The 24,898-nt window shown below is 68.1% G+C and carries 22 protein-coding genes; 10 read left to right on the forward strand and 12 right to left on the reverse strand.

The window, feature by feature from the left end; translation table 11 throughout:
* Positions 1–29: 29 nt before the first annotated feature.
* The 5 genes from kce to ACT54R_RS04560 form a co-directional block, all read right to left on the reverse strand.
* On the reverse strand, positions 30–980 hold the full coding sequence (kce, locus tag ACT54R_RS04540; RefSeq protein ID WP_476324091.1) for a 3,5-dioxohexanoate:acetyl-CoA acetone transferase: 951 nt from the start codon (positions 978–980) through the stop codon (positions 30–32).
* Positions 981–1,026: 46 nt separating this feature from the next.
* Positions 1,027–1,974, reverse strand: a complete 948-nt coding sequence (locus ACT54R_RS04545) for a 3-hydroxyacyl-CoA dehydrogenase (protein WP_476324093.1) — start codon at positions 1,972–1,974, stop codon at positions 1,027–1,029.
* 276 nt (positions 1,975–2,250) lie between these two features.
* Positions 2,251–4,776 carry a branched-chain amino acid ABC transporter ATP-binding protein/permease gene (locus ACT54R_RS04550; protein ID WP_476326375.1) on the reverse strand — a complete coding sequence of 842 codons (2,526 nt, stop codon included), beginning with the start codon at positions 4,774–4,776 and terminating at the stop codon, positions 2,251–2,253.
* A gap of 74 nt (positions 4,777–4,850) precedes the next feature.
* Positions 4,851–5,726: a branched-chain amino acid ABC transporter permease gene (locus tag ACT54R_RS04555; protein ID WP_476326377.1), complete on the reverse strand. Its 876-nt coding sequence runs from the start codon at positions 5,724–5,726 to the stop codon at positions 4,851–4,853.
* 571 nt (positions 5,727–6,297) lie between these two features.
* Entirely contained in the window at positions 6,298–7,578 is a 1,281-nt protein-coding gene (locus ACT54R_RS04560; protein ID WP_476324094.1) for an ABC transporter substrate-binding protein, read from the reverse strand.
* 132 nt (positions 7,579–7,710) lie between these two features.
* Here ACT54R_RS04560 and ACT54R_RS04565 point away from each other — a divergent pair, with 132 nt between their 5' ends.
* Both ACT54R_RS04565 and ACT54R_RS04570 read left to right on the forward strand, forming a co-directional pair.
* On the forward strand, positions 7,711–8,466 hold the full coding sequence (locus ACT54R_RS04565; RefSeq protein ID WP_476324096.1) for a GntR family transcriptional regulator: 756 nt from the start codon (positions 7,711–7,713) through the stop codon (positions 8,464–8,466).
* Positions 8,467–8,538: 72 nt separating this feature from the next.
* A complete protein-coding gene (locus ACT54R_RS04570; protein WP_476324098.1) occupies positions 8,539–9,315 on the forward strand; it encodes an SDR family oxidoreductase in 777 nt (258 codons plus the stop codon).
* Between the two features lie 126 nt (positions 9,316–9,441).
* Here ACT54R_RS04570 and ACT54R_RS04575 read toward each other — a convergent pair whose 3' ends face one another.
* A complete protein-coding gene (locus ACT54R_RS04575) occupies positions 9,442–10,887 on the reverse strand; it encodes an NAD-dependent succinate-semialdehyde dehydrogenase (RefSeq protein WP_476324100.1) in 1,446 nt (481 codons plus the stop codon).
* 288 nt (positions 10,888–11,175) lie between these two features.
* Here ACT54R_RS04575 and ACT54R_RS04580 point away from each other — a divergent pair, with 288 nt between their 5' ends.
* Positions 11,176–11,502, forward strand: a complete 327-nt coding sequence (locus ACT54R_RS04580) for a hypothetical protein (RefSeq protein ID WP_476324102.1) — start codon at positions 11,176–11,178, stop codon at positions 11,500–11,502.
* A 69-nt stretch (positions 11,503–11,571) separates the two neighbouring features.
* Here the strand turns inward: ACT54R_RS04580 and ACT54R_RS04585 are convergent, their stop codons facing one another.
* The 4 genes from ACT54R_RS04585 to ACT54R_RS04600 all read right to left on the reverse strand — a co-directional run bounded on the left by ACT54R_RS04585 (position 11,572) and on the right by ACT54R_RS04600 (position 15,659).
* Entirely contained in the window at positions 11,572–12,198 is a 627-nt protein-coding gene (locus ACT54R_RS04585; RefSeq protein ID WP_476326379.1) for an FkbM family methyltransferase, read from the reverse strand.
* A 286-nt stretch (positions 12,199–12,484) separates the two neighbouring features.
* On the reverse strand, positions 12,485–13,237 hold the full coding sequence (locus ACT54R_RS04590; protein WP_476324104.1) for a response regulator: 753 nt from the start codon (positions 13,235–13,237) through the stop codon (positions 12,485–12,487).
* Between the two features lie 288 nt (positions 13,238–13,525).
* On the reverse strand, positions 13,526–14,428 hold the full coding sequence (rpoH, locus tag ACT54R_RS04595; protein ID WP_168459909.1) for an RNA polymerase sigma factor RpoH: 903 nt from the start codon (positions 14,426–14,428) through the stop codon (positions 13,526–13,528).
* A 160-nt stretch (positions 14,429–14,588) separates the two neighbouring features.
* Positions 14,589–15,659, reverse strand: a complete 1,071-nt coding sequence (locus tag ACT54R_RS04600) for an RluA family pseudouridine synthase (RefSeq protein WP_476324106.1) — start codon at positions 15,657–15,659, stop codon at positions 14,589–14,591.
* 29 nt (positions 15,660–15,688) lie between these two features.
* Here ACT54R_RS04600 and ACT54R_RS04605 point away from each other — a divergent pair, with 29 nt between their 5' ends.
* Positions 15,689–16,036 (forward strand): hypothetical protein, encoded by a 348-nt coding sequence (locus tag ACT54R_RS04605; RefSeq protein ID WP_476324108.1) that lies wholly within the window; start codon positions 15,689–15,691, stop codon positions 16,034–16,036.
* A 1-nt stretch (position 16,037) separates the two neighbouring features.
* On the opposite strand, the gene ACT54R_RS04610 is transcribed toward ACT54R_RS04605, so the two are convergent.
* Both ACT54R_RS04610 and trxA read right to left on the reverse strand, forming a co-directional pair.
* Entirely contained in the window at positions 16,038–16,709 is a 672-nt protein-coding gene (locus ACT54R_RS04610) for an LON peptidase substrate-binding domain-containing protein (RefSeq protein WP_476324110.1), read from the reverse strand.
* Positions 16,710–16,818: 109 nt separating this feature from the next.
* A complete protein-coding gene (trxA, locus tag ACT54R_RS04615; protein WP_476324112.1) occupies positions 16,819–17,745 on the reverse strand; it encodes a thioredoxin in 927 nt (308 codons plus the stop codon).
* A gap of 340 nt (positions 17,746–18,085) precedes the next feature.
* Here trxA and smc point away from each other — a divergent pair, with 340 nt between their 5' ends.
* The 6 genes from smc to ACT54R_RS04645 all read left to right on the forward strand — a co-directional run bounded on the left by smc (position 18,086) and on the right by ACT54R_RS04645 (position 24,875).
* Complete coding sequence (smc, locus tag ACT54R_RS04620; protein WP_476324114.1) at positions 18,086–21,538, forward strand: chromosome segregation protein SMC; 3,453 nt, start codon at positions 18,086–18,088, stop codon at positions 21,536–21,538.
* A gap of 254 nt (positions 21,539–21,792) precedes the next feature.
* On the forward strand, positions 21,793–22,176 hold the full coding sequence (locus ACT54R_RS04625; protein WP_476324116.1) for an AtpZ/AtpI family protein: 384 nt from the start codon (positions 21,793–21,795) through the stop codon (positions 22,174–22,176).
* A gap of 176 nt (positions 22,177–22,352) precedes the next feature.
* Entirely contained in the window at positions 22,353–23,105 is a 753-nt protein-coding gene (locus ACT54R_RS04630) for a F0F1 ATP synthase subunit A (protein ID WP_476324118.1), read from the forward strand.
* A 63-nt stretch (positions 23,106–23,168) separates the two neighbouring features.
* The gene (locus ACT54R_RS04635; protein WP_024280371.1) at positions 23,169–23,396 is read left to right on the forward strand and encodes a F0F1 ATP synthase subunit C; all 228 of its coding nucleotides are present in this window, start codon (positions 23,169–23,171) and stop codon (positions 23,394–23,396) included.
* A gap of 110 nt (positions 23,397–23,506) precedes the next feature.
* Complete coding sequence (locus tag ACT54R_RS04640; protein WP_476324120.1) at positions 23,507–24,238, forward strand: F0F1 ATP synthase subunit B; 732 nt, start codon at positions 23,507–23,509, stop codon at positions 24,236–24,238.
* 154 nt (positions 24,239–24,392) lie between these two features.
* The gene (locus tag ACT54R_RS04645) at positions 24,393–24,875 is read left to right on the forward strand and encodes a F0F1 ATP synthase subunit B family protein (RefSeq protein WP_168460339.1); all 483 of its coding nucleotides are present in this window, start codon (positions 24,393–24,395) and stop codon (positions 24,873–24,875) included.
* Positions 24,876–24,898: the final 23 nt, after the last annotated feature.

The following is a 24,898-nucleotide window of genomic DNA, read 5'->3' on the forward strand; positions in this document are numbered from 1 at the left end:
CTGCATGCGTCCGGGGCGCGAGGGCAGTCTCAAATATTCGTCTTGTCGGCGCCCTTCAGCTCCAGGATCTCGCGCGCCTCGTCGGGGCTGGCGACTTCGAGGCCGAGGCCCTCGATGATCTTGGCGGCGAGCTTCACCTGATCGGCGTTCGAGGTGGCGAGCTTGCCACGGCCGGCCCAGAGCGAATCCTCCAGTCCCACCCGGATGTTGCCCCCCATGGAGGCGGCCATGGCGGCAATCGGCAGCTGGTTGCGGCCGGCACCGAGCACGGACCAGCGATACTGATCGCCGAACAGCCGGTCGCAGGTGCGCTTCATGTGCATCACGTCCTCGGGGTGGGGACCGATGCCGCCGAGAAGCCCGAACACCGACTGCACGAACAGCGGCGGCTTCACCAGCCCGCGCTCCAGGAAGTGCGCGAGATTGTAGAGATGGCCGATGTCGTAGCACTCGAACTCGAAGCGCGTGCCGTTGTCGTAGCAGGTGGTCAGGATATATTCGATATCCTTGAAGGTGTTGCGGAAGACGAGATCACGCGTGTTCTCAAGATGGGTCTTCTCCCACGGGTGCTTGAACTCCTTGTACTTGTCCAGCAGGTGGAACAGCCCGAAATTCATGGAGCCCATGTTGAGGGAGGCCACCTCCGGCTTGAAGGTGGCAGCGGGCAGCACGCGCTCCTCCACCTTCATGTAGGGGCTGCCGCCGGAGGTGATGTTGATGACCGCGCCGGTCGCCTGCTTGATGCGCGGCAGGAAGGGGGCGAAGGCCTCCGGCGTCTGGTCCGGCTGTCCAGTCTCCGGGTTGCGGGCGTGCAGGTGCAGGATCGCCGCGCCGGCCTCTGCCGCCTTCAGCGCGTCGGCGACGATCTCTTCCGGCGTGATGGGCAGGTAGGGCGACATGGTGGGCGTGTGGATCGCCCCCGTGATGGCGCAGGTGATGATGACCTTGCGGTTGGATTTCTTGGGGGCGGCCTCGGTCATGACGGTCTTGCCTCAGTGGTCGTGAGTGTCGGAAGGCTCGGAAGGTTCAGGCGCCGATGTCCTTGGCGGCCTTGCGCTTGTGGGCGGCGAGCGCCATCAGCCGGCGGTCGCGCCACACCTGCCGCTCCTGAAGGGCGTCGTGGGCGAGGCGCGCGCGGCGTTCGGCGAGCACGGTCTCCAGAACAGGCCCCGCCCAGTCGACGCGGCGCCACTGGTCCGGCGAGATGCGCTCGTAGATCTGCTGGTAGCGCGCCACATAATCCGCGACGCCGCCGGGCGCGTTGAGGTCGATGGTCTCGAACGGCCCCATGAAGGACCAGCGCAGCGCCAGCCCCTCGCGGATGCCGATGTCCACATCCTCGACGCTCGCGTATCCGTCCGCCACGAGGCGGAACGCCTCCTCAAGGAGCGCGCCCTGCATGCGGTTCATGACAAAGCCGTCCAGCTCGCGCTTCATCACGATGGGCGACTGGCCGGCCGCGCGCATAAGGTCAGCGGCGCGGCTCATGGTATCCGCGGAGGTCCACGGCGCGGGCACCACCTCCACGGCGGGGATCAGATAGGGCGGGTTGATGGGATGGCACACGCACACCCGCTCGCGGTGCTTCAGGCTCTCGGAAAAGCGCGAGGGCAGGATCGCCGAGGTGGAGGAGGCGAGCACCGTCTCGGGCGCGGCGAGCGCATCGAGTTCGGCATAGAGCGCCTGCTTGAGGGCGAGGTCTTCCGGCGCATTCTCCTGCGCATGGACGGCACCCTCCAGCGCCTCGGCATAAGAGCCGGCGGCGAAGAGGCGCGCGCGCACGGCCTCGGGGGTGTTGCCGTTGAGGAGGTCGTTGGCCGCAAGGTCCGGCAGCACGCCCTCGATATAGGCGAGCGCCGCCTCGGGCGCACCCTCCGCCTTGTCCGCCAGCGCAACGTCGAACCCGGCGCGGGCGAAGGTGATGGCCCAGGCCCGGCCGATGAAGCCCGAGCCGATGATGGCGATCTTGGTCATGGATGCCTCGTCATGGAAATGGAACCCGCGCCCCGGACCAGCGACGGCGCAGCCGGAGCGCCGAGCCGGGGTCCAGGGGAAAAGTCGACGCAGCCGGCAATGGCCCCCGGCCGACCCTTCTCCCCTCGCGGGAGAAGGTGGATCGCGGCACAGCCGCGAGCCGGATGAGGGGATGGCGCCGTTTGGCCGATGGGTGCGAGGGTGGCCCACCCCTCACCCCCGGCCCCTCTCCCGCAAGGCGAGAGGGGAGGCTTTTGGAGGTCATTGCCCCACGCCTCACAGCCACAGCACTTGCCTTCTCAGATCGAGGTCGCGGGCCAGCGGCCGGGCGGGGCCTTCGTGGACCACCTCGCCGCGTTCCAGCACCACCGCGCGGTCGGCGAGGTTCAGCACCACGTCGAGATGGTGATCGACGATGACGAGGGTGAGCGAGCGGCGCAGCCGGTCGAAGGCGTCGAAGAGTTCTTCGGTGACGGCCGGGGACAGGCCCTCGAAGGGCTCGTCCAGCAGCAGCACGCGGGTGTCGCCCATGAGCGCGCGGGCCACCGCCACCATCTGCTGCTCGCCGCCGGAAAGGAGATCGGCCGGCGTGTCCATGCGCACCTTCAGGCGGGGGAAGAGGTCCAGCACCTCCTCCTCGCTGAAGTGCTTGCCCGCCCCGGTGATGCGCTTCAGCCGCCCGAGTTCGAGGTTGTGGCGCACGCTCATGCCGTGGAACAGCGCCCGCCCCTGCGGCACGTAGCCGACGCCCCGCCGGGCTATTGTCGCGGAGGAGAGGCCGGCGAGTTCCTCGCCCGCCAGCGTCAGAGACCCGTTCATGGGCTTGACGATGCCGGTGATGGCCTTGAGCAGAGTGGACTTGCCCGCCCCGTTGCGGCCGAGCAGCGCGAGGATCTCGCCCTCCTTCGCTTCCAGCGAGACGCCGGCGAGGATGCGGCTCTTGCCATAGAAGGCGTCGATGCCGTGCAGCCGCAGCATGGTTTTGTCGGTGGCGGCGGATTCGAGGTCGCGGGCGGCCAGCGCTGCGGCGCCGGAGCCGATATAGACCTCCTGCACGCGCTTGTCGGAGCGGGCATCCTCCACCGTGCCGTCCACCAGCACCGCGCCATCGGCCATCACGGTCACCGCATCGGCGAGCTCGAACACCCGGTCGATGTCGTGCTCCACCAGCAGCACCGGCACCTCGGCGGAGATATCCTTGATGAGGTTGGAGACGCGCGTGCGCTCCGCCGCCGCAAGGCCCGCCAACGGTTCGTCCAGCAGCAGCACGCGCGGGCGAGAGGTGAGCGCGAGGCCCATGTCCAGCAGCCGCTGCCCGCCATAGGAGAGCGCGCCGGCCTCCGCCTTCTCCATGCCCGCGACGCCGAGGAAGGCCACCATTTCCGCCGTCTCGGCGTTGATCTCGGGGATGGCGGCGGCATCGCGCCAGGGGTCGAAGCGGCTCTTGTGGGTGGCCTGCACGCCGAGGCGCAGGTTCTCCTCCACGCTGAGCGTCGGGAACAGATTGGTGATCTGGAAGGAGCGGGACAGGCCCTTCATGCACACGGCGTTGGGCGAGAGCCCGTCGATGCGCTCCCCCGCGAGGCGGATCTCGCCCGCATGGGGCGGGAACATGCCGGAGATGATGTTGAAGGTGGTCGTCTTGCCCGCGCCGTTGGGGCCGATGAGGGCGTGGAGGGTCCTGTCCTTCACCGCCACCGCGCCCTGCCGCACCGCCTTGATGGCACCGAAGCCGAGAGCCAGATCCTTCGCCTCCAGCAGCGGGGCGGTTCCGTCCCAATGCGGGCGCTCCGCCAGCGCGCGGGGCAGCGGCCGCTTCTCGGCGGAGGTGCGCCGGCCCATGGCGGCGGCCTCGATGGTCTTCTTCCGGAGCGGCGCCAGCAGCCGGCCGGCGACGCCCACGAGGCCGGTGGGCGAGAACACGATGAAGGCCATGAACAGCAGGCCGAACCAGAACAGCCAGTTCGCCGTCCACATGGACAGGAACTCGCGGAACAGCACGAAGAACAGCGCCCCCAGCGCCGGCCCGAGGAAGGAGCGCATGCCGCCGATGACCACCATGGCCAGCAGTTCGCCCGAGAAGGCGATGGCGATGGGATCGGCCGAGGCGAAGCGGTGGTTGAAGGCGAGCAGCGCGCCGGCGAACGACGTCAGCCCTGCCGAGAGGGTGAAGCAGGCGATCTTGTAGGCCCGCGTGTCGTAGCCGATGAAGCGCGCCCGCTGCTCGTTCTCGCGGATGGCGACAAGCACCGTGCCCACCGGCGAGCGCACGAAGCGCTGGAGGGTGAGGATGATGAGGAAGGCCGCGCCCGCCACCACCCAGTAGAAGGTGGCGTTGCGGTCCACATCGAGGCCGAGGAAGGGGCCGCGATTGACGCCGCCGAGGCCGTTCTCGCCCCCCGTCACCGCCGTCCAGCGGAAGGCGACGGTGTAGGCGAGCGCGGTCAGCGCCAGCGTCAGCAGCGAGAAATAGACGCCGCGCCGGCGCAGCACCACATAGCCCACGGGGATGGCCGCCAGCGTCACCAGCACCGCCGCCGGGATGGCCAGCGCGAGGCCCCACTCCGGGAACAGCCGCTGCTGGAGCAGCGCCGCCGCATAGGCGCCGAGGCCGAACCACGCGCCATGGCCGAAGGAGACGAGGCCGGTGTAGCCCACGAGCAGGTTCAGCGCCATGCAGGCGAGGGCGAGGATCACCACGTCGGTCGCGGACGTCACCGTCAGCCCGAGGGCGGAGAGCAGCGCCGGCAGCAGCGCGAGCGCCACCGCGGCGATGATGAGGTTGGCGTTGCGGGCGAGCATCGCGGCTCCTGAGGCGGGAGGGGTCGCAGTCACGAAGGGGGCGGCGGGAGCGTTGGTGGCCTTGAGCATGGCGGTCACTCGAAGCGCAGGATGCGCTCGCCGAACAGGCCGCGCGGCCTCGTGAGCAGCACCGCCAGCATCAGGACGTACATGGAGGCCTCGGCGGCCGGCGGGATGAAGTAGACCGTGAGCCCGCGCACGAGGCCCACCAGCAGCCCCGCCGCCACCACGCCCCAGAATGAGCCGAGGCCGCCGATGACCACCACCACGAAGGCGGCGGTGAGGATTTCCGAGCCCATGGCCGGATGCACGCCGGAGATGGGCGCCAGCATGATGCCGGCGAGGCCCGCAAGGCCGATGCCGATGGCCGCCACGGCTGTCAGATAGGGCCGCAGCGAGATGCCCAGCGCGCCCACCATGTCCGGGTTCTGCACGCCGGCCCGCACCACGCGGCCGAAGGCGGTGCGCTGGAGCAGCAGCCACAGGCCCAGCACCGCCACCGCCGCCACCACCAGAATGGCGAGGCGATAGCGCGAATAGATGAAGTCACCGAGGAACACCTGCCCCTTCAGGAAGGCCGGGATGGAGAAGGGGATGGGCGTGGCGCCGAAGGCCATGCGCAGCGCCTGCTCGATCACCATGGCAAGCCCGAAGGTGAGCAGCAGCGAGAGGATGGGATCGGCCCGGTAGAAGCGCGAGAACAGGGTGCGCTCGATGACCATGCCGATGAGCGCCACCGCGATGGGCGCGCCGATGAAGGCGGTGGGAAAGCCGTAGCGGTTGCCGATCTCCACGCCGATATAGGCGCCGATGGCATAGAAGCCGCCATGAGCAAGATTCACGATGCCGCCGAGGGAGAAGATGAGCGACAGGCCGAGCGCGATCAGGAGATAGGCGACGCCCACCAGAAGCCCGTTGAGCAATTGCTCGATGAGAAAGACGAGTTCCATGGGCATGAAGTCTTCTCCGGCCTGAGGCGTTTTTACTGGCGGACATGGACGGCGCCCCCGCGCCGCCCGGACTCCCTCTCCCGCAGGGGGAGAGGGGAGGAACTGGTGCCCCGGACCAGCGACGGCGAAGCCAGAGCGCCGAGCCGGGGCCCAGGGGAAAGTTCGGCGAAGCCGGCAATGCGCCAAGGCATCCCCGCTTGAGCCGCCTTCGGCGAACCCGTGCGCTGGGCCCCGGCTCGCATTCCGCTATCGCTGCATGCGTCCGGGGCGCGAGGGCGGTGCCGGAACCAGCCGAACTCCCCCTCCCCGCAAGGCGAGAGGGAAGGCGTTTGCTCCCCGGACCAGCGACGGCGGAGCCGGAGCGCCGAGCCGGGGTCCAGGGGAAAAGTCGGCGCAGCCGGCAAAACCCCGCCACCCTCCCCGCTTGAGCCGCCAAACTCCCTCTCCCCTTGCGGGAGAGGGCGGGGGTGAGGGGTATGGCGTCGCAAGAACCGTTGGCCGGCGCACGCGGAGGCATCCCTACCCCTCACCCCCAACCCCTCTCCCGCAAGGGGAGAGGGGAGCACATCCCTCACCCCGCGGGGAAGGTGCAGGCGTTCTCTTCGGGCGTGGGCGCGATGACGTCGAGGGCGGTGCCGGCGGCCGGGACGGCGGGGCCGAGGACCATGATGTCCCAATTGTCCTTCACCTGCGCCACCGGGCGGGGGGTCACCGTGTACATCTCCTGGATGAGCTGGTGGTCCCAGTCGCGGAAGTAGCCCTTGCGGTCCTTCAGGATGTCCAGCTCCTTCTCCTTCTCGAAGAAGGAGATGATCTGCGCGGAATCCGTGCTCTTGGTCTCGATCATGGCGCGGGCGACGAGCTTGGTGGCCACATAGTCGCCCCAGGCCTGGTTCTCCGGCGGCTTGCCCCACTTCTTCACGAAGGCGGCGACGAAGGCCTTGGAGGACGGCGCGGAAACATCATGGTGCCAGATGAGCGGCCAGATGCCGCCGAACGCATCCTTGCCCGCGCCCCAGGCCACCGCCGTATCGAAGCCGAAGCCGCCGAACGGATACTTCAGCCCGAACTCCGAATACTGCTTGATGAAGTTGGTGATCTGGTTGCCTGCGAGGTTGGAGATCACCACGTCCGGCCGGGCCTGCCGCACCTTGAGCAGATAGGGCGAGAAGTCGGTGGCGTCGGTGGGCACCAGTTCATCGGCCACCACCTCGCCGCCGTTCTGGGCGATGAAGCGCTTGGCGACGCGGGAGAGGTCGTGGCCGAAGGCGTAATCGGCGGTGAGGAAGAAGAGCTTCTTGCCCTTGATGAGGCCGTCACGCAGCATCGCCGCGCCCACCGCCTTCACATATTGGGTGTTGGCGCCTTCCACATGGAACATGTAGCGGTTGCAATCCTTGCCGCGCAGGGCGTCGGAATTGCCGCCGGTGTTGACGAATACGATCTTGTTGCGCGCCGCGACCTGGGCGATGGCCAGCGCCGAGGCCGAGGAAATCTCGCCCACGATCACCGCCGCCTTGTCGCGCTCGATATAGCGCTCCGCCTTGGAGGAGGCGGTGGCGGGGTTCACGCTGTCTTCCATGACGAGGTTGATCTTGCGGCCGTTGATGCCGCCGGCCGCGTTCAGTTCCTCCACGGCGAGCTGGACGCCCATCTGGCCATAGGCGCCGAGCGGGCCGAGGAAGCCGGTGAGCGGGGTGAGATGGCCGAAGGTCACGGTGTCGGCCTGCGCCTTCACGATGGCCGGCATGCCGACGCCGCCGAGAAGCGCGGCCGCGCCGACGCCCTTCAGCAGCGTGCGGCGGCCGATGGATGCGGACGCAATTCGGGCGTGATGAGGAATGTCGTTCACGGCGTCGTCTCCTCCCATGGGTCCGGCTTGGATGTTGCGGCGGCAGGATTTTTCCCGTCCGATCCGCTCCGGAATGATTGCCGACTGGCTCGGCTATCTGTTATCTGTGATCACACATAGCAGACGCGGAACATGGAACACAAGACACGATCCGCCGGGGACGGCGATGCCTCACAGGTCCGCGGCGAGGCGCCGGCGGAAACGCTCGATGCCCGTGTCGGCCGCATCGTCCGCCAGACTCTGGCCGATCAGGTCTATGGGGACCTCAAGGAGCTTCTGCTCTCCGGCCGCGCCGCCCCGGGCGAGCGCTTCACCCTGCGCGGGCTCGCCGGAGCCATCGGCACCAGCGCCATGCCGGTGCGCGAGGCCGTGTCCCGCCTCGTCGCCGAGAATGCGCTGGAGGTGCTGCCCAACCGGGCCGTGCGCGTGCCCCTCATGTCCCGCGCCCGCTTCGCCGAGCTGCGCCTCATCCGCACCAGCCTCGAAGGCCTCGCCGCCGCCACCGCCGCCCGCGAAGCCACCGCCGAGGAGATCGCCGAGGTGGTCCGCCATGAGCGCGCCTTCGCTGCCGAGCGGGACAAGAAGCGCCCGGACGGCGCCGCCGCCATGCGCCACAACAAGGACCTGCACTTCGCCCTCTACCGCGCCGCCCACCTGCCCACCCTGATGGGGATGATCGAGGGCCTGTGGCTGCAGATCGGCCCCGTGCTCAACCTCGACTTCCGCGCCGGCCCGGAGCGGGTGCGGCAGGGGGAGGCCCACCTCCACCATGAGCGCCTCGTCGCCGCCCTCCAGGCCCGCGATTCGGAGGCGGCCCGCGACGCCCTCGTAGCGGATATCTGGAGCGCGGGCGACTTCATCCTCTCGCGCGATGTGCTGCCGGACTGATTCAAAGCTGACTGCACCCGAACCGGCACCTGACAGCACCGATACCCCACAAGAAAACCTAGGGAGAACGCCATGGACCTCGGCATCGCCGGCATCCGCGTCATCGTCACCGCCGGCGGCGGCGGCATCGGCCTGGAGATCGCCCGCGCCTTCCTGAAGGAGGGGGCGAGGGTGGAAGTCTGCGACGTGGACGACGCCGCCCTGGAAGCCCTGGGCGAGACCGCGCCGGGGGCGGTGGGAACCTGGTGCGATGTGTCCGATCGGACCTCGGTCGCGGCCTTCATGGACGGCGCGCTGGGCCGCCTGGGCGGGCTCGATGTCCTTGTAAACAATGCGGGAATCGCCGGCCCCACCGGCCGCGTAGACCAGATCTCGCCGGAAGACTGGGATCGCACTCTGGCGGTGGACATCACCGGCCATTTCAACGTCACCCGCCTCGCCGTGCCGGCCCTGAAGGAAAGCGCCAACGCCTCCATCATCGGCCTGTCCTCGGCCGCCGGCCGCTTCGGCTTTCCGCTCCGCTCGCCCTATGCGGCGGCGAAGTGGGGCGTGATCGGCTTCATCAAGTCGCTGGCTATGGAGCTGGGCGAATTCGGCATACGCGCCAATGCCATACTGCCCGGATCGGTGGACGGCCCGCGCATCCGCTCGGTGTTCGAGAACAAGGCGCGCGAACGCAACATGTCCATGGAGGAGGTGCAGGCGATGGCCCTCTCCGCCACCTCGCTGAAGCGCCTCATCCCACCGCAACACCTTGCCAATGTTGCGGTTTTCCTGGCGTCCCCGATGGGTTCCACCATCTCCGGGCAGGCCATCGCGGTGGATGGCGACATGCAGATGCTGGTGTAAGCGCTCCAACGAGCCGTCGTGCTCCGGCGTGACCGGAGCACCCATCCCTCCGTTTGCGAAGGGCCCAGGAATGGGCCCTCCGGTCAAGCCGGAGGGCGACGGAAGAAGTCCTTACAAATCGGGGGCTTACACGCCCGCCTGCGACACGAACTTGGGGTTCAGATAGGCCTCGATGGCCTCCGAGCCGCCCTCCGAGCCATAGCCGGAATCCTTGATGCCGCCGAAGGGAACCTCCGGCAGCGCAAGGCCCAGGTGGTTGATGGTCATCATGCCCGCCTGCACCCGGTGCGCCACCTGCTGGGCGGTCTTGGCCGAGCGGGTATAGGCATACGAGGCAAGGCCATAGGGCAGACGGTTGGCCTCGGTGACGGCCTCCTCGAAGTCGGAGAAGGGCAGCATCATGGCCAGCGGGCCGAACGGCTCCTCGTTAATCATCCGCATCTCGCGGGTGACGCCCGTGACCACGGTGGGCTCGAAGAAATAGCCTTTGTTTCCAATGCGTCCACCGCCGGTGGCCACCTCCGCGCCCTTCTGGCGAGCGTCAGCGATGAGGGCTTCCATGGCCGGGATGCGGCGCTCGTTGGCGAGCGGCCCCATGGTGGTGCCGGCCTCCAGGCCGTTGCCCACCTTCACCGCCTTGGCGACGGTGACGAAGGCGTCCACGAACTCTTCGTAGACCTTCTCCTGAATGAGATAACGAGTCGGCGAGACGCACACCTGCCCGGCATTGCGGAACTTGGCGGCGGCGATCTGCTTGGCCGCGGCGGTCACGTCCGCATCATCGAAGACGATGACCGGCGAGTGGCCCCCCAGTTCCATGGTGGCGCGCTTCATGTGCTCGCCCGCCAGCGCCGCCAGCCTCTTGCCGACGGGGGTCGAGCCCGTGAAGGTGATCTTGCGGATGGTCGGGTGCGGAATGAGATATTCGCTCACCTCCGCCGGCACGCCATAGACGAGGCCGATGACGCCAGCCGGAATGCCCACGTCCACGAAGGCGCGGATCAGCTCGGCGGGCGAGGCCGGCGTCTCCTCGGGGGCCTTAACGATGATGGAGCAGCCGGCCGCCAGGGCGCCGCACAGCTTGCGCACCACTTGGTTGATGGGGAAGTTCCAGGGCGTGAAAGCCGCCACAGGCCCCACCGGCTCCTTGATGACGAGTTGGTACACGCCGGGCGCGCGGGCGGGAATGACCCGGCCATAGGCGCGGCGGGCCTCTTCTGCGAACCAGTCGATGATATCGGCGGCGGCCAGCGTCTCCATCCGCGCCTCGACGAGCGGCTTGCCCTGCTCAAGCGTCATCAGGCGAGCGATACCGTCCGCGCGCTCGCGCAGCAGGTCCGCCGCCTTGCGCATGAGCTTCGACCTGTCGAAGGCCGATACCTTGCTCCAGGTCGCGAAGCCGCGCTCCGTCGCTTCCAGCGCCGCGTCGAGATCGGCGCGCGAGCAGTGGGCAACCGAGCCGATCTCCTCCTCCGTCGCAGGATTGATGACCGGGATGCGGCGCCCGCCTTCGGCATCGCGCCAGACGCCGTCGATGTGGAGCTGGACGTGGGGATAGGCGTCGGATGTCATGGGGCTTCCTCCTTGGGGCGCCGCGCCGTGGACCGCGCGCGCGTCCGTCGAATCAGGCGTTCGAGTCCGGTTTTGCGCCCCGGCGCGCCGAACGTCCCCGCTCTTCCGGCGCGCCAGCGGGAGCGTGATGAACAGCGGAGAGGGGATGGCGGGCATGCGCCGGAGCGGGCCGGCATCCTAAGCGGCAACGGCGCGGTTGAGAACCGCGACGGGCGCGGGAAACCGGCATGAGGTCCGCAGCGTTGGCATGGCTGCACGGCGGCTCACCCGCCGAGACCGGAGACACCGATGAACACCGCAAACCTGCAGCTGGAAGGCGTGCTGCTCGCCCTGTCACGCCTGCTCGAGACCATGCGGCACAAGGGCCTGCTGACCTCCGGCGAGATCGAGACCGCGCTCGCCGAAGCGGAGGACGCCGCCCGGCGCGATGCCGCCTCCCGCAGCATCAGCCCGGCCCAGGCGGAGGGTGTGCTCTTTCCCATCCGCGTCCTGCGCGCCGCCACCAATCGTCAGGAGGGTCTTCCCCCGACCTTCACCGACCTCGCCACCACCATCGGGGAGAACAAGGACCGGCACGGCGGAGAGGCGCACCGGGACGCGGCGCAACGGTCGTAACGGCCCATGGCGGGCTTCTTCCGGGAGGCGATCCCTCCGGAATGAACCAATCACCGCGACTGGGAACGATCAGGCCAAAAAACGGCGCACGAGGCGCCGCATCAGACGGCCCGGCCCATAGTGCCAGGCCAGCGTCACCTGGTCGGTCAGCGTCGTCCGGCTCAGGGCACGCGGCACAAACCACGCGTTGTGACCGGTACGGCGGGCCAGGATGTAGCCGTGGGCAGCAAGCAGACGTCGGCTGCGGCCGAAACCCACCCGGTCATCCACAAGGATGAGACGTGGTTTGAAGCGGGATGCGGAAAAGCCGGCGAGCACATCGGCCTCCGTCCCCGTCACGTCAATCGAAACGAAGTCGACACTGCTGATGCCGGCGTCGCCAAGGACATCATCCAGGGTGCGCATCGGCACCCGAAGGGTTCCGCGGGGCTGGTCGCCCGGATAAAGGATTGCTCGCGCCTCCCGGCCGAGCAGCCACAATTGCGTGGTGGAAGGCGAGCCGGGCGCGCCGCAAGCGACACAGGCGACCTGCGCCTTGCGCACCGCCTTCAGTGCATTCGCCAGTTCCGTCGATGGCTCGACGAGCAGGCCCGCCCAGCCGTTCAACTCCAGATGGTAGGTCTGGCTGCCGCGGATCGGATCGCCCGCCCCCACCTCGACGAAGGTGCCCGCACCAGACCCCAGCCAGGAATCCACCAAGCTTCGCTCATGGTGTGCAGGACTTATAACGCCCACACCATCAACATAAACAACAGAAGAATGCATTTCACCAAGCCCGCGCTATCGGGCAAAACGTATCATCTAAAAAATAACTAGCAATTACAACCACGTTCATGGTGAACATGATATGTTCAATATGGATCAATATACATATGGAATACTGTTCATATTACATTTCTAAACGCGAACTTACAGATTCGTGCGATTGAGCAAATCTTAGGCTATTCACCCAATCCGTCCGAGCGAAGCCAGACGGGACCGTCTAGATCAATGTGCGCAATGTCTCTGCGAACCGTCGGCCCGTCTGGCGCACGGATACGCCGCCCTTGCGGGTGAGCTGGAGCCACACCCTCCGGCGGTCTTCAGGGTCGGGAAGGCGCTCCACGAGCCCTTGCTGCTCGAGCATTTCGAGCCGGCGCAGGGCTGTCGTGACCGACGTGCCGGCGCCCGAGCAGAGCGCCGACACCGAGATCCGCCGCCCTTCTTCCTGCGCCATGGCAAGATCGAGCAGCATGTCCCAGGCGGTCACCCCCCCCGCCACATCCGGAAGCACCCGCTGCCGATCGAGCCGAAGGCCGGCGAGAACGCGCAGGACCTCCGCGGGGTCTTCAAGGGTGGTCGCAGCCCGTCGCTTGCGCAGGGATATCTCCAGCGCCCGGCGGATGGCGGCCGCAAGATCTCCCATCTCGACCGGCTTCTGCAGGAAATCCACGACGCCCGTCCTGAGGGCAGCGATGGAACTCTCCAGCGAGGCGCACCCGGTGAGGACGATGGAGACAATCGGCTCCCCCTGGCGGATTTCGCCCGCGCGCTCGACCAGCGCCAGACCGTTCATGCCCGGCATGGCGAGGTCCGTGACGAGAACGCGGATCGCGGGGTTCTGCTCGATGAGATCGAGAGCGCTCATCGGCGAGGACGCGCAGATCACCCGCAAATTTTCGATCGCGAGGCCTTCACTGACCTCGACGAGAAAATCCTTGTCATCATCGACGACAATGACCGCTATGTCGCGCATTGCTCACATGTCACCCGCCGGCACTGACGGCGTTCATGTCAGAACGCTGTCCACTGCCGGCTCGCCCCCGCATAGCCCTCGATAGGGCCAAGCTGGTATCATGCTAGGTCGTAGAGAATCCAGCGCAAATTGATCCGGTTCGCTCCGATTTGGATCGATCTACCGGTGGAAAGGACAGGGGGCAGCGCGGGCTGGCGGGGGCAGTCTATTTGCGAGCCTAGCTGCGCGCCCCACACGCTAAAAGGACGCGGGCAGGTTGGCCGCATCGCCACACGTCGCGGAGTCGGCTCAGGCCGAGACAGCCTCGGCCTGCGGTGCCTCGATCTGGCGCACCCGGTCCATCACGGCCTTCTGCACCTTCTCAAAGGCGCGCACCTCGATCTGGCGCACGCGCTCGCGCGAGACGCCGAACTCGGAGGCGAGATCCTCAAGCGTCATCGGATCGTCGGAGAGGCGGCGCGCCTCGAAGATGCGACGCTCGCGATCGTTGAGGACGGACAGGGCGCCGGACAGGGCCGAGCGGCGGTTGTCGAGTTCCTCGCTCTCGGCAAGCTGCTCCTCCTGGTCGAGGCGCTCGTCCACAAGCCAGTCCTGCCACTCGCCGCCTTCCGAATCCTCCCGGATCGGCGCGTTGAGGGAGGCGTCACCGGAGAGGCGGCGGTTCATGTCCACCACGTCCTGCTCAGTGACGCCGAGCTTGGTGGCGATCTGCTGCACCTGGTCGGGACGCAGGTCGCCCTCCTCCAGCGCGGAGATCTGGCTCTTGGCCTTGCGCAGGTTGAAGAACAGCTTCTTTTGCGCGGCCGTGGTGCCCATCTTCACGAGGCTCCACGAGCGCAGGATGTATTCCTGGATGGAGGCGCGGATCCACCACATGGCATAGGTGGCGAGGCGGAAGCCCTTCTCGGGCTCAAACCTTTTCACCGCCTGCATGAGGCCCACATTGCCCTCGGAGATCACCTCGGAAATGGGCAGGCCATAGCCGCGGTAGCCCATGGCGATCTTGGCCACGAGGCGCAGATGGCTCGTCACCAGCTTGTGAGCGGCGTCGCGGTCCCCGTGCTCGCGCCAGCTCTTGGCGAGCATATATTCCTCCTGCGGCTCCAGCATGGGGAACCGCCGGATTTCCTCCAGGTACCGCGAAAGCCCGCCCTCTGCGGAGGGAATGGGCATGGACTTCTGCTGGGCCATCACGAGGCCTCCTTCTCCCGCGGCCCCCGTCCGGGCAGCCGCCTGTGCGGCCGCATGACGCCGACCGCGACGCACGATGATATAGATACGAATGGGGCGCGGATAGGTTTCATCCTCTCACGTCGCTGCGAGAGCGGATTGCGTTTCTGCACGGCCGCGATCAGTCGCGCAGCGCCGCATCGAGCGCCGCAAGATCCTGCGGCAGCGCGCTTTCAAACGACAATTCCTCGCCCGTCACCGGATGCGAGAAGCCGAGCCGAGCCGCATGCAGCGCCTGTCGGCCGAGCGCGGCAAGGCACGCCCGCGCCTCGTCCGGCAGAAGTGAGACCTTGGTCCGGAAGCCCTGGCCATACACCTCGTCGCCCAGCAGCGGATGGCCGGCATGGGCCATGTGGACGCGGATCTGGTGGGTGCGCCCGGTCTCCAGCCGGCATTCGATGAGGCTCGCGACCTCCGCGCCGTTCTTGCCGACGAAGGTCTCCAGCACCTCCCAATGGGTCACCGCGTGACGGCCGGAACTCCGCACCGCCATTTTCTGGCGATGGGTCGGATGCCGGTCGATGGGCGCATCCACCCGTCCGCGCGGCTCGGGAACGCCCCAGACGAAGGCGAGATAGGCGCGCTCCAGCGGCCCGGTGCGGCCATGGTCGGCGAACTGGGCTGCGAGACCCTTGTGGGCAGCATCGGACTTCGCCACCACCAGCAGGCCGGAGGTATCCTTGTCGATCCGGTGGACGATGCCCGGGCGGCGCACCCCGCCGATGCCGGACAGGCTGTCACCGCAATGGTGCAGCAGCGCATTCACAAGCGTACCGGACGCATGCCCCGGCGCTGGATGCACCACCAACCCCGCTGGCTTGTCGATGACGATGAGGTGATCGTCCTCAAAGGCAATGGTGAGCGGGAGGTTTTCCGGCACCGGCTCGGCCGGCTCGGGGGGCGGCAGGGTCAGGGTGTAGACCTCGCCGGCATTGACCCTCGCGGCCGCGTCCCCTACCACTCCCCCGCCGATCGACACCTGCCCTTCCGCAACGAGACGCTGGATGCGGGTGCGGCTGAGTTCGGGCGCAAGGCGCGCCAGGACGCGATCCAGCCGCTGGCCTGCATCTTCGGGCGCAACGGCGAGGGTAAGGCTCGCGCCAGCGTCCTGACCGGCTTCGTCCGGCCCAATGTCGTCGGTGAGGTCGTCGAAGCCGTCGGCAAGGGCAGCTTCGGTCGTTTTCGCGTTCATTCTTGTTCCGTCAGGAGCCCCGGCCCCTCATGTTCCACCGCCCGCCCCAGATCGACACCCCCGAAGAGGCGCTGACGCCGGAGCAGGAGCGCGTCATCCGCAAGTTCCGCCGCTTCTCCAGCATCTCCATGCTGGTCATGGTGCTGGGGGTGGCGGCCGTGTTCGGCGTCATCGGTTATCGCATGATCCGGGCAAAACCGCTTGCGTCCGGCGAAATGACCGCCCTGCTGCCCAAGGGCGCCCGGATCGTCTCCACCGCCGTGTCCGGCGACGTGGTGGTGGTGGCCATCGAGGTCAACGGCGCCACCGAAATCCGCACCTTCGACGCGCGCACCCTTGCCCCGGCCGGGCGGCTGCGCTTCGTAGTGGAGCCCTAAGTTACTGAAGCGAGCCCTCGCCGTCTCCCGGCATGCGGGCGAGCATCATCTGGGTGATGGCGACCAGCATGTCAGCGCGGGCCTTGAGGTTCTCGGCCTCCAGCAGAGCCTGCTTCTCCAGCGCGCCGTAGGGCGACATCACCGAAAGCGCGTTCACCAGCGTCTCGGTGCCGGCCTGACGGATGCCGTCCCAGTCGGCCTCAAGCTTGTTGGCGTCGAGAAAGGCCGCGAGCGCCGCGAGAACCGCCTCCCGGTCCACCTCCGCCTCGCCGGCCGAAACATCGAAATCCTCGGCGAAGGTGCCCGTGTCGATGCGGAACTGACGGTACGGCGTTGTTACCGGCATTTCCTCAATCACACGGAAGCGGCAGATGCCGCTCAGGGTGATGAGATAGCGCCCGTCCCCCGTCTCGCCGAACTGGGTGAGCCGTCCCACGCAGCCCACCTTATGCACCGCCGGGCCGCTCGGGCCCGCAGGCGCGGCCTCGTCCGGCTGGATCATGCCAATGAGCCGCGCGCCGCCGAGCGCGTCATCCACCATGGCGAGATAGCGGGGCTCGAAGATGTTGAGCGGCAGTTCCGCCCGCGGCAGCAGCAGCGCGCCGGTGAGCGGAAAAACAGGGATCACCGGCGGAATATCCGCCGGTGCCAGGTAATTGCGGTTGGCAGCCACGAAAAAATCCTTCTCGAGCGCCTGCGAGCGAAAGTCCGTCCGCATCGGGAAAGCGCATCGACCCAAACGATCGAAAGCCGCGCCCGCCCAGGACAGGAAAGCCGCGCTCTCAGGCGAACATGATCGCCGACAATTTCTTACGGCCTGAAAGGGTGAGCGGATCGGTCGGGCCCCAAGCCTCGAACAGCTGGACCAGCTGCTTGCGCGCGGCATCCTCGTTCCAGGTACGGTCGCGCTTGACGATGTCGAGCAGGTGGATCAGCGCATCCTCGCGCCGGCCCTTGGCATTCAGCCCGATTGCGAGGTCGAAGCGGGCCTGATGGTCGGCGGGGTCGAGGTCGAGCTTCGCCTGCAGCGTCGCGAGATCGCCGAGAGAGGCCGCCTGCTCGGCGACATCAAGGGCGGCGCGGGCGGCGGCGATAGACGGGTCGTTCGCCTTGTCGGCGGGCGCAAGCGCCAGCGTCGCCTTCGCCTGCTCCAGCGCGCCGGCCGCCACCTGGGTGCGCACGAGGCCGGCGAGCGCCTTCAGATTGTCCGGCTCCTCGCCCAGCACGCCGGCGAAGATTTCCGCCGCCGCGGTCAGGTCGCCGTCCGCCAGCGCGCCTTCGGCCGCCGCGAGGGCTTCCTCCAGCCCGTCCGTTGCGGGACCGAGGAGACGATCGATGAACGCCTTCACCTGCCCTTCAGGCAGGGCGCCCATGAAGCCGTCCACCGGCTGGCCATTCACGAAGGCATAGACGGTGGGCACCGACTGGATGCCGAGCTTGCCGGGGATCACCGGGTGATCGTCGATGTTCAGCTTGGCCAGGCGCACCTTGCCCTTGGCGGCCTTCACCACCTTCTCGATCACCGGGGTGAGCGTCTTGCACGGACCGCACCACGGTGCCCAGAAATCCACGAGCACGGGCCGGCGCTTCGACTCTTCCATCACCTCGGCCATGAAGGTCTGGGTGGTGGTATCGATGATGTCGCCGCCGGCGCTGTCCGAACCCGCAGCCGGTTTGGCACCCGTGGCGCCTGCCTGATTGAGCAGCATGTGTCGCAATCCCCGAAAATCCAGCCCCGCAGCGCCCAGAAGCGCCATCGCCGGGACGGCCGTCCCCTTAGATGGGGCGCCGCCGCACCGACGCAATGCGGCGCTTGCGGCCTTGTACCCCTTTCGGGGGCGGAAGGTAAGGCAGGGGGCACAGACACAACCATAAGAGGTGAACGCGCCCATCTCTCGCCGAAACAAGGGATACCCCCTGTGGATCGTTGGCAATCCAAGGCTTGCGCGGGGGCGACGGCCCATGCACGCTGGTTTGACCTCCACCGGAAAGGCTGGCACACCCCGCGCCGATGACCCTGTTCCCCGTTCCCACAGCCAAGATCGCGGCATGAAGTTCGACCGCCTGCGGCTCGTGGGCTTCAAGACCTTCGTTGAGCCCACCGATCTCTTGATCGAGCCCGGCCTCACCGGCGTCGTGGGGCCGAACGGGTGCGGCAAGTCCAACCTTGTCGAGGCGCTGCGCTGGGTGATGGGCGAAAGCTCGTACAAGGCCATGCGCGCCAACGACATGGAGGACGTCATCTTCTCCGGCACCACGGGCCGGCCGGCGCGTAATTCCGCCGAGGTGGTGCTGCACCTCGACAATTCCGACCGCACGGCCCCCGCCGCCTTCAACGAATGGGACCAGCTGGAGATCGTCCGCCGCATCGAGCGCGGCGCGGGATCGAGCTACCGCATCAACGGCAAGGACGTGCGCGCCCGCGACGTCCAGCTCATCTTTGCCGACGCTTCCACGGGTGCCCGCTCGCCCGCTCTCGTGCGGCAAGGGCAGATCGGCGAAATCGTCGGCGCCAAGCCCAATGCCCGCCGCCGCATCCTGGAAGAGGCTGCCGGGGTCGCCGGCCTTCACGCCCGCCGCCACGAGGCCGAGACCCGACTGAAGGCGGCCGAACAGAATCTGCTGCGGCTAGAAGACGTCATCACCCAATTGGGCACGCAGGTGGACAGCTTGCGCCGCCAGTCCCGCCAGACCGTGCGCTACAAGTCGCTGGCCGCCGAAATCCGCCAGTGCGAGGCGACCCTGCTCTGGCTCCGCTGGCAGGACGTTACGAAAGCGCTGGCCGACGCCGAACAGGCGGTTGAGGCCGCCCGGCGCGACGGTGCGGAGCACACGCGCCTTCAGGCGGAGGCCGCGCGCCTTCAGGCCCTGGCCGCCCACGCCCTTCCCGCTCTGCGCCAGAAGGAGGCGGAAGCCGCCGCAGCGTTGCAGCGCCTCACCCATGCCCGGCAGGAGCTGGATGCCGAGGAGGCCCGGCTTGCCGCCCGCAAGGAGGAGCTGGAACGTCGTCTCGTCCAGCTGGCCCAGGATACCGCCCGCGAGGAAGCCCTCTCCCACGACGCCGAGAGCGTGTTGGAGCGTCTCGCCACAGAAGCCGAAAACCTGCGTTTCGAACAGGAAGAAGCGGCCGAGCGCGAGGCCATCGCCGCCGACAAGCAGGAAGAGGCCGCTGCCTTTCTGGAAGAGGCTGAGCGCGCGCTCGAGGAAAAGACCGCGCACTTCGCCGATCTCGGCGCCCGCCGCGCTTCACTTGAGCAGCTTCTGCGCGAGACGCGCGACCGGCTGGTGCGCAATGCTGCCGAGCGCGCCTCGGTGGAGGCCGAGGAAAGCCGCCTAAAGCAGCAGGCCGGCACCGACGCCCTCGAAGGCCTGCGTATGGAGGCCGAAGCCGCCCGCGACGCGCTGGCCGAGGCCGAGGAATCCAGTATCGACGCCGAGGTGGCCCACACCCTCGCCCGCCGCGCCATCGAGGAACTGCGGCCGACCCTCGCCGAGGCACAAGCCCGCTTCGGGCGGCTGGAGACCGAGGCGCGGACGCTGGCGAAGGTGCTCCAGTCCAGCGATGCGCGCTTCCCGCCCGTGGCCGATCTCGTGACGGTCGCCAAGGGCTATGAGACGGCGCTGGGTGCCGCCTTGGGCGACGATCTCGACTTGCCGGTCGATGAGGCTGCCCCTGCGCGCTGGGCCGGCGCGGCGCGTGACCCGTCCGATCCCGCTTTGCCGGAAGGGGTCGAGCCCCTGTCGCGATTTGTCTCCGGCGCCCCGGCACTGGCGCGGCGCCTGGCGCAGGTTGGCATCGTTTCCCGCGCTGATGGCCCCTCTCTGGCAAGCCGGCTGAAGGCGGGCCAGCGCCTCGTCTCCGTGGAAGGGGACCTCTGGCGCTGGGACGGCGTGGTCGCCGCCGCCGATGCCCCCACAGCCGCCGCCCGCCGCCTCGCCGAGCGCAACCGCCTCGCCGACATCGAGGCCGAGGCCGCACTGGCGGAAGCCCATCTCGATGAGGTGCGCGCCACACTCGCCGATCGGGAAGGCACGCTGCGACAGGCCGCCGAGGCCGAAACCGTGGCCCGGGAGGCCCGCCGCACCGCCCAGCGCGCCGCGGAAGCGAGCCGCGCCACGTTGGAAGCGGCCGAGCGCCGCGCCGCCCAGCATCTCGCCCGCCTTTCCGCTCTGGCCGAGGCGCGCAACCGCCTCGCCGCCGTGCGCGCCGAATCGGAGGCGTCGCAGGCCGAAGCCGAGCGCCAGCTTGCCGCCCTCGACACGCCGCAGGCGCTCGAATCGGAGCTGGCCCGCGCCCGCGCGGACACCGCCGAGCGCCGCGCCGCCGTTGCGGAGGCCCGCGCGCGTCTCGATGCGCTGAGGCGCGACGCCACCCAACGCATGCGCCGGCTGGAAGCCATCGCGGCCGAAGAACGTTCCTGGCGCCAACGCGCCGGAGGTGCGGGGGAGCGCCTTGCCGCCGTCGCCGCCCGGGAAGGCGAGGCGAAGGCCGAACTCGCCGAGATCGAGGAGGCCCCTTCCGAGTTCATTCGCCGTCGCCGCGCGATCATGAATGCCCTGGAAGAAGCGGAGGCCGCCCGCCGCGAGGCTGCCGACAGGCTAGCCGAGGGCGAAGAGGCGCTTGCCGCCGCCGACCGGGCTGCCCGCGAGGCGCTGGAGGCCATGTCCGGCGCCCGCGCCGAGGCTGCCCGCGCCGACGCCCGGCTGGAGGGCGCCCGCCAGCGCCGCGACGACCTCCAGCGCGAGATCGCCGACATTATAGACGGGCCGCCCGACCTCGCCCGCGAGCAGGCCGGGCTCACCGATTCGTCCCCTCCCCCCAACGTCGCGGCCATCGAGGCGACGCTGGAACGGGCGAAGCGCGACCGGGAGCGGCTCGGCGCCGTGAACCTGCGCGCCGACGTGGAGCTGGAGGAGGCCGAGGCCCAGCACACCAGGCTCACAACGGAGCGCGACGACCTCAACGAGGCCATCCGCCGCCTGCGCGCCGCCATCCAGAGCCTCAACCGCGAAGCCCGTGAACGGCTTCAGGCCTCCTTCGCCGTGGTGGACGGGCACTTCCGCAAGCTCTTCGACACGCTGTTCGGCGGCGGCGAGGCGCAATTGGTCCTAACCGATGCCGACGATCCGCTTGAGGCTGGGCTCGACATCATCGCCAAGCCTCCGGGCAAGAAGCCGCAAACGCTGATGCTGCTGTCCGGCGGTGAGCAGGCGCTGACTGCCATGGCGCTCATCTTCGCGGTCTTCCTGACGAATCCCGCCCCCATCTGCGTGCTGGACGAGGTGGACGCGCCGCTCGACGACGCCAACGTGGAGCGATTCTGTACCCTTCTGGAGGAGATGACGCGCCTCACCGATACGCGCTTTCTCACCATCACCCACAATCCGATCACCATGGCCCACCAGAATCGCCTCTTCGGGGTCACCATGGCGGAGCGGGGAATCTCCCGTCTGGTGTCCGTGGATCTGCAGAGCGCCGAGCGCCTGCGGGAGGCGGTTTAGCGGCCCGGACCATGCATGAACGGGGCCTTTCCCGTGCGGCGGACTCGACCGTGCGGAAGGGCGCCAGCCCACGCTTTCCATTGCGGCAGCGACGACGCGGCGAAGCACGATGTCGCAGCCACATTTTTCTCTTTTATTTTCAGAAGCTTGATACCTACTGCGGCCGCCTTGACACTCAATTTTGACGCAACTATGGTGCGCCGCGGTTCGAGGGGGAGGGCTGCTGTCCTCCACCGGAGCCAGGAACTTGCGCCATGTCCGGACCTGACGATACCTCCACAGGAGGCAAAAGCGGACCGGACGGGGCGGCAGGCTCCCGGCCCACCGATACCGAGCTCTCCGCAAGGCTTGAGCAGCTCAACACCTCGTTGGGCCACGTCCGCGCCAAAGCCGAGGTCCCGGCTCCGAAAGAGCAGGACACCTCGTCCAAATCGGGCGTCGCGCTTGCCTTCCGGTTGGGTGCCGAATTTGTGTCGGGCGTTCTGGTGGGGTCTCTCATCGGCTACGGGATCGACCGTTTCTTCTCGATCACGCCCTGGGGGCTGATCGTGTTCACGCTGGTCGGCTTCGCCGCGGGCGTGGTGAACATGCTGAGGGCGTCCGGCGAAGGCCGGAAGGTCGGCCCCGGCAAGTCCTGACGAGCGCCGCCTGCGGGGCAAGGGCGCGGCGGGACAGGGATTTCGGGGCGGTGCGAGCCGCCCGGGTCATTGGGGCGAAGTCCGGCGACGGATGTCGACCTGTTGATACATTTGGCGGCTTCGGCCGTGATCTTGGGTTCAGCGGCCGAGGCCGCGATGGCAGGGGGCGCGTTCGGATGACCGTCGATCCGATCCACCAGTTCGAGATCAAGCGCTATGTCGAGCTGCTGAACCTCAGCAGCGTGCAATTCTCGTTCACGAACGCCGCCGTCTTCATGTTCGGCATCGTGGCGATCATCTTCTTCTTTCTCACCTACGCCACCCGCGGCCGCACTCTGGTGCCGGGCCGGGCCCAGTCGGCGGCGGAGATGAGCTACGAATTCATCGCCAAGATGGTGCGCGACAGCGCCGGCAACCAGGGCATGGTGTTCTTCCCCCTGGTGTTCTCGCTGTTCATGTTCGTCCTGGTGGCGAACGTGGTGGGCCTCATTCCCTACACCTTCACCGTCACGGCCCACCTGATCGTCACCGCCGCCCTGGCGCTGCTGGTGATCGGCACCGTCATCATCTACGGCTTCTGGAAGCACGGCACCCACTTCCTGCACCTGTTCGTGCCGTCGGGCGTCCCGGGCTTCCTGCTTCCCTTCCTGGTGGTGATCGAGGTCGTCTCGTTCCTCTCCCGCCCCATCAGCCTGTCGCTGCGTCTGTTCGCCAACATGCTGGCCGGCCACATCGCGCTGAAGGTGTTCGCCTTCTTCGTTGTGGGCCTCGCCTCGGCCGGTGTCGCCGGCTGGTTCGGCGCGACGCTGCCCTTCCTGATGATCGTGGCGCTCACCGCGCTGGAGCTTCTGGTGGCGGTGCTGCAGGCCTACGTGTTCGCGGTGCTCACCTCGATCTACCTCAACGACGCGATCCACCCGGGTCACTGATCCGGACGTCGCCTCGCCGTTCCACCGGTTTCCCCAACACTCGAGTTTTTGAAGGAGCAGTCCATGGATCCCGCAGCTGGTAAGTTCATTGGTGCCGGTCTCGCCTGCCTCGGCATGGGTCTCGCCGGCGTCGGCGTCGGTAACATCTTCGGCAACTTCCTCTCCGGCGCCCTGCGCAACCCGTCGGCCGCCGACGGCCAGTTCGCCCGCGCGTTCATCGGCGCTGCGCTCGCGGAAGGTCTCGGCATCTTCTCGCTCGTCGTCGCCCTCGTCCTGCTGTTCGTGGCCTGATTTCAGGTCGCGACGACTGAGGCATCCCGGGCGCCTGGCGCCCGGGCGCAGTGATTGACAACCTGTGCTTGAGACACCCTTGTCTTGACAGGTGCGAAGGCGGGCAAGCCATGATGAAGTCGTGGAAAGTGACTGTCGCGCTGGCGTTTGCGGGTGCGGTCCTGATGGGCGCTCCCGTCTCGGCGGCGAGCGATCCAGCCGGCAAGCCGGCGACGGTCGCGCAGGCGGCTCCGCCCACCGGCGCTGCCGGGCACGGGACCCACGAGCCTGCCGCCGCAGTTCCCGGAGCGGGACACGCGGATGCGGGCCATGGCGGCGGGGCCGAGCATGGCAGCAAGAGCCATTTCCCCCCCTTCGACGGCACGACCTTCGCCTCGCAGCTGCTGTGGCTCGTCCTGAGCTTCGGCCTGCTCTATTTCCTGATGAGCCGCATCGCCCTTCCGCGCATCGGCCGCATCCTGGAAGAGCGCCACGACCGCATCGCCGACGATCTCGAAGAGGCGGCGAAGCACAAGGCCGACAGCGAGGCCGCCCAGGCGGCCTACGAGAAGGCCCTCAACGAGGCCCGCGCCAAGGCCAATTCCATCGCCGGCGAGACGCGCAACCGTCTCAGCGCCGAGCAGGACGCCAACCGCAAGTCGCTTGAGGCGGAACTCGCCACCAAGCTTGCGGCGGCCGAAGAGCGCATCACCTCCACCAAGACCGAAGCCCTGACGCATGTGAAGGGCATCGCCGTGGACGCCACCGGCGCCATCGTCTCCACCCTCATCGGCACGAGCCCTGCTCAGCACGAGGTGGAACAGGCTGTCGACAGCGCCCTCGCCAAGAAGGACGCGGCCTGACGGTCGTGCTGCCCGCGCGCCTTAAAGGTCGCCGGGCCCGGAATTCCGAACGCGCCGATTGGTTTGCGTTCTTTACAAGACCCTGACGTTTCAACGTCGCGCAGGCCCGGACCGGGCGGTCGCAGACGGACCCGAGGACGACGTTATGAACGAGATGTCACTGGCTGAACTTTGGGTCGCCATCGCCTTCGTGGTCTTCGTCGGCATCCTGATCTATGCCGGCGCCCACCGCGCCATCGCTTCCGCGCTCGACAGCCGCGGCCAGCGCATCTCTGCCGAGCTGGAAGAAGCCCGCCGGCTGAAGGAAGAGGCGCAGAAGCTGGTGGCCGAGTTCAAGCGCAAGCAGCGCGAGGCCGAGGCCGAGGCGGAGTCCATCGTCACCGCCGCCAAGGCGGAGGCCGAGCGTCTCGCGGCCGAGGCGAAGGCCAAGCTTGAGGACTTCGTGTCCCGCCGCACCAAGATGGCAGAGGACAAGATCGCCCAGGCGGAGCATCAGGCCGTGGCCGACGTGAAGGCGATCGCCGCCGAAGCCGCCGCCAAGGCCGCCGAGGTTCTCCTCGGCCGCGCCGCGACGGGCGACGTGTCCGACCGCCTGATCTCGAACGCCATCGGCGAGGTCAAGGCCAAGCTGAACTGAGCGTCGGCGCTCCGTTTTCCCGA

Source organism: Xanthobacter sp. DMC47, from assembly GCF_056313845.1.

What these genes read in the sequence shown, in the direction of transcription:
- ACT54R_RS04580 (WP_476324102.1), top strand. Translation starts at nt 11,176, where the DNA reads ATGAACACCGCAAACCTGCAGCTGGAAGGCGTGCTGCTCGCCCTGTCA.
- ACT54R_RS04600 (WP_476324106.1), bottom strand. Translation starts at nt 15,659, where the DNA reads ATGAACGCGAAAACGACCGAAGCTGCCCTTGCCGACGGCTTCGACGAC.
- ACT54R_RS04570 (WP_476324098.1), top strand. Translation starts at nt 8,539, where the DNA reads ATGGACCTCGGCATCGCCGGCATCCGCGTCATCGTCACCGCCGGCGGC.
- ACT54R_RS04645 (WP_168460339.1), top strand. Translation starts at nt 24,393, where the DNA reads ATGTCACTGGCTGAACTTTGGGTCGCCATCGCCTTCGTGGTCTTCGTC.
- rpoH (WP_168459909.1), bottom strand. Translation starts at nt 14,428, where the DNA reads ATGGCCCAGCAGAAGTCCATGCCCATTCCCTCCGCAGAGGGCGGGCTT.
- ACT54R_RS04555 (WP_476326377.1), bottom strand. Translation starts at nt 5,726, where the DNA reads ATGGAACTCGTCTTTCTCATCGAGCAATTGCTCAACGGGCTTCTGGTG.
- smc (WP_476324114.1), top strand. Translation starts at nt 18,086, where the DNA reads ATGAAGTTCGACCGCCTGCGGCTCGTGGGCTTCAAGACCTTCGTTGAG.
- ACT54R_RS04550 (WP_476326375.1), bottom strand. Translation starts at nt 4,776, where the DNA reads ATGCTCGCCCGCAACGCCAACCTCATCATCGCCGCGGTGGCGCTCGCG.
- kce (WP_476324091.1), bottom strand. Translation starts at nt 980, where the DNA reads ATGACCGAGGCCGCCCCCAAGAAATCCAACCGCAAGGTCATCATCACC.
- ACT54R_RS04575 (WP_476324100.1), bottom strand. Translation starts at nt 10,887, where the DNA reads ATGACATCCGACGCCTATCCCCACGTCCAGCTCCACATCGACGGCGTC.
- ACT54R_RS04635 (WP_024280371.1), top strand. Translation starts at nt 23,169, where the DNA reads ATGGATCCCGCAGCTGGTAAGTTCATTGGTGCCGGTCTCGCCTGCCTC.
- ACT54R_RS04590 (WP_476324104.1), bottom strand. Translation starts at nt 13,237, where the DNA reads ATGCGCGACATAGCGGTCATTGTCGTCGATGATGACAAGGATTTTCTC.
- ACT54R_RS04605 (WP_476324108.1), top strand. Translation starts at nt 15,689, where the DNA reads ATGTTCCACCGCCCGCCCCAGATCGACACCCCCGAAGAGGCGCTGACG.
- ACT54R_RS04625 (WP_476324116.1), top strand. Translation starts at nt 21,793, where the DNA reads ATGTCCGGACCTGACGATACCTCCACAGGAGGCAAAAGCGGACCGGAC.
- ACT54R_RS04640 (WP_476324120.1), top strand. Translation starts at nt 23,507, where the DNA reads ATGATGAAGTCGTGGAAAGTGACTGTCGCGCTGGCGTTTGCGGGTGCG.
- ACT54R_RS04545 (WP_476324093.1), bottom strand. Translation starts at nt 1,974, where the DNA reads ATGACCAAGATCGCCATCATCGGCTCGGGCTTCATCGGCCGGGCCTGG.
- ACT54R_RS04565 (WP_476324096.1), top strand. Translation starts at nt 7,711, where the DNA reads ATGGAACACAAGACACGATCCGCCGGGGACGGCGATGCCTCACAGGTC.
- ACT54R_RS04630 (WP_476324118.1), top strand. Translation starts at nt 22,353, where the DNA reads ATGACCGTCGATCCGATCCACCAGTTCGAGATCAAGCGCTATGTCGAG.
- trxA (WP_476324112.1), bottom strand. Translation starts at nt 17,745, where the DNA reads ATGCTGCTCAATCAGGCAGGCGCCACGGGTGCCAAACCGGCTGCGGGT.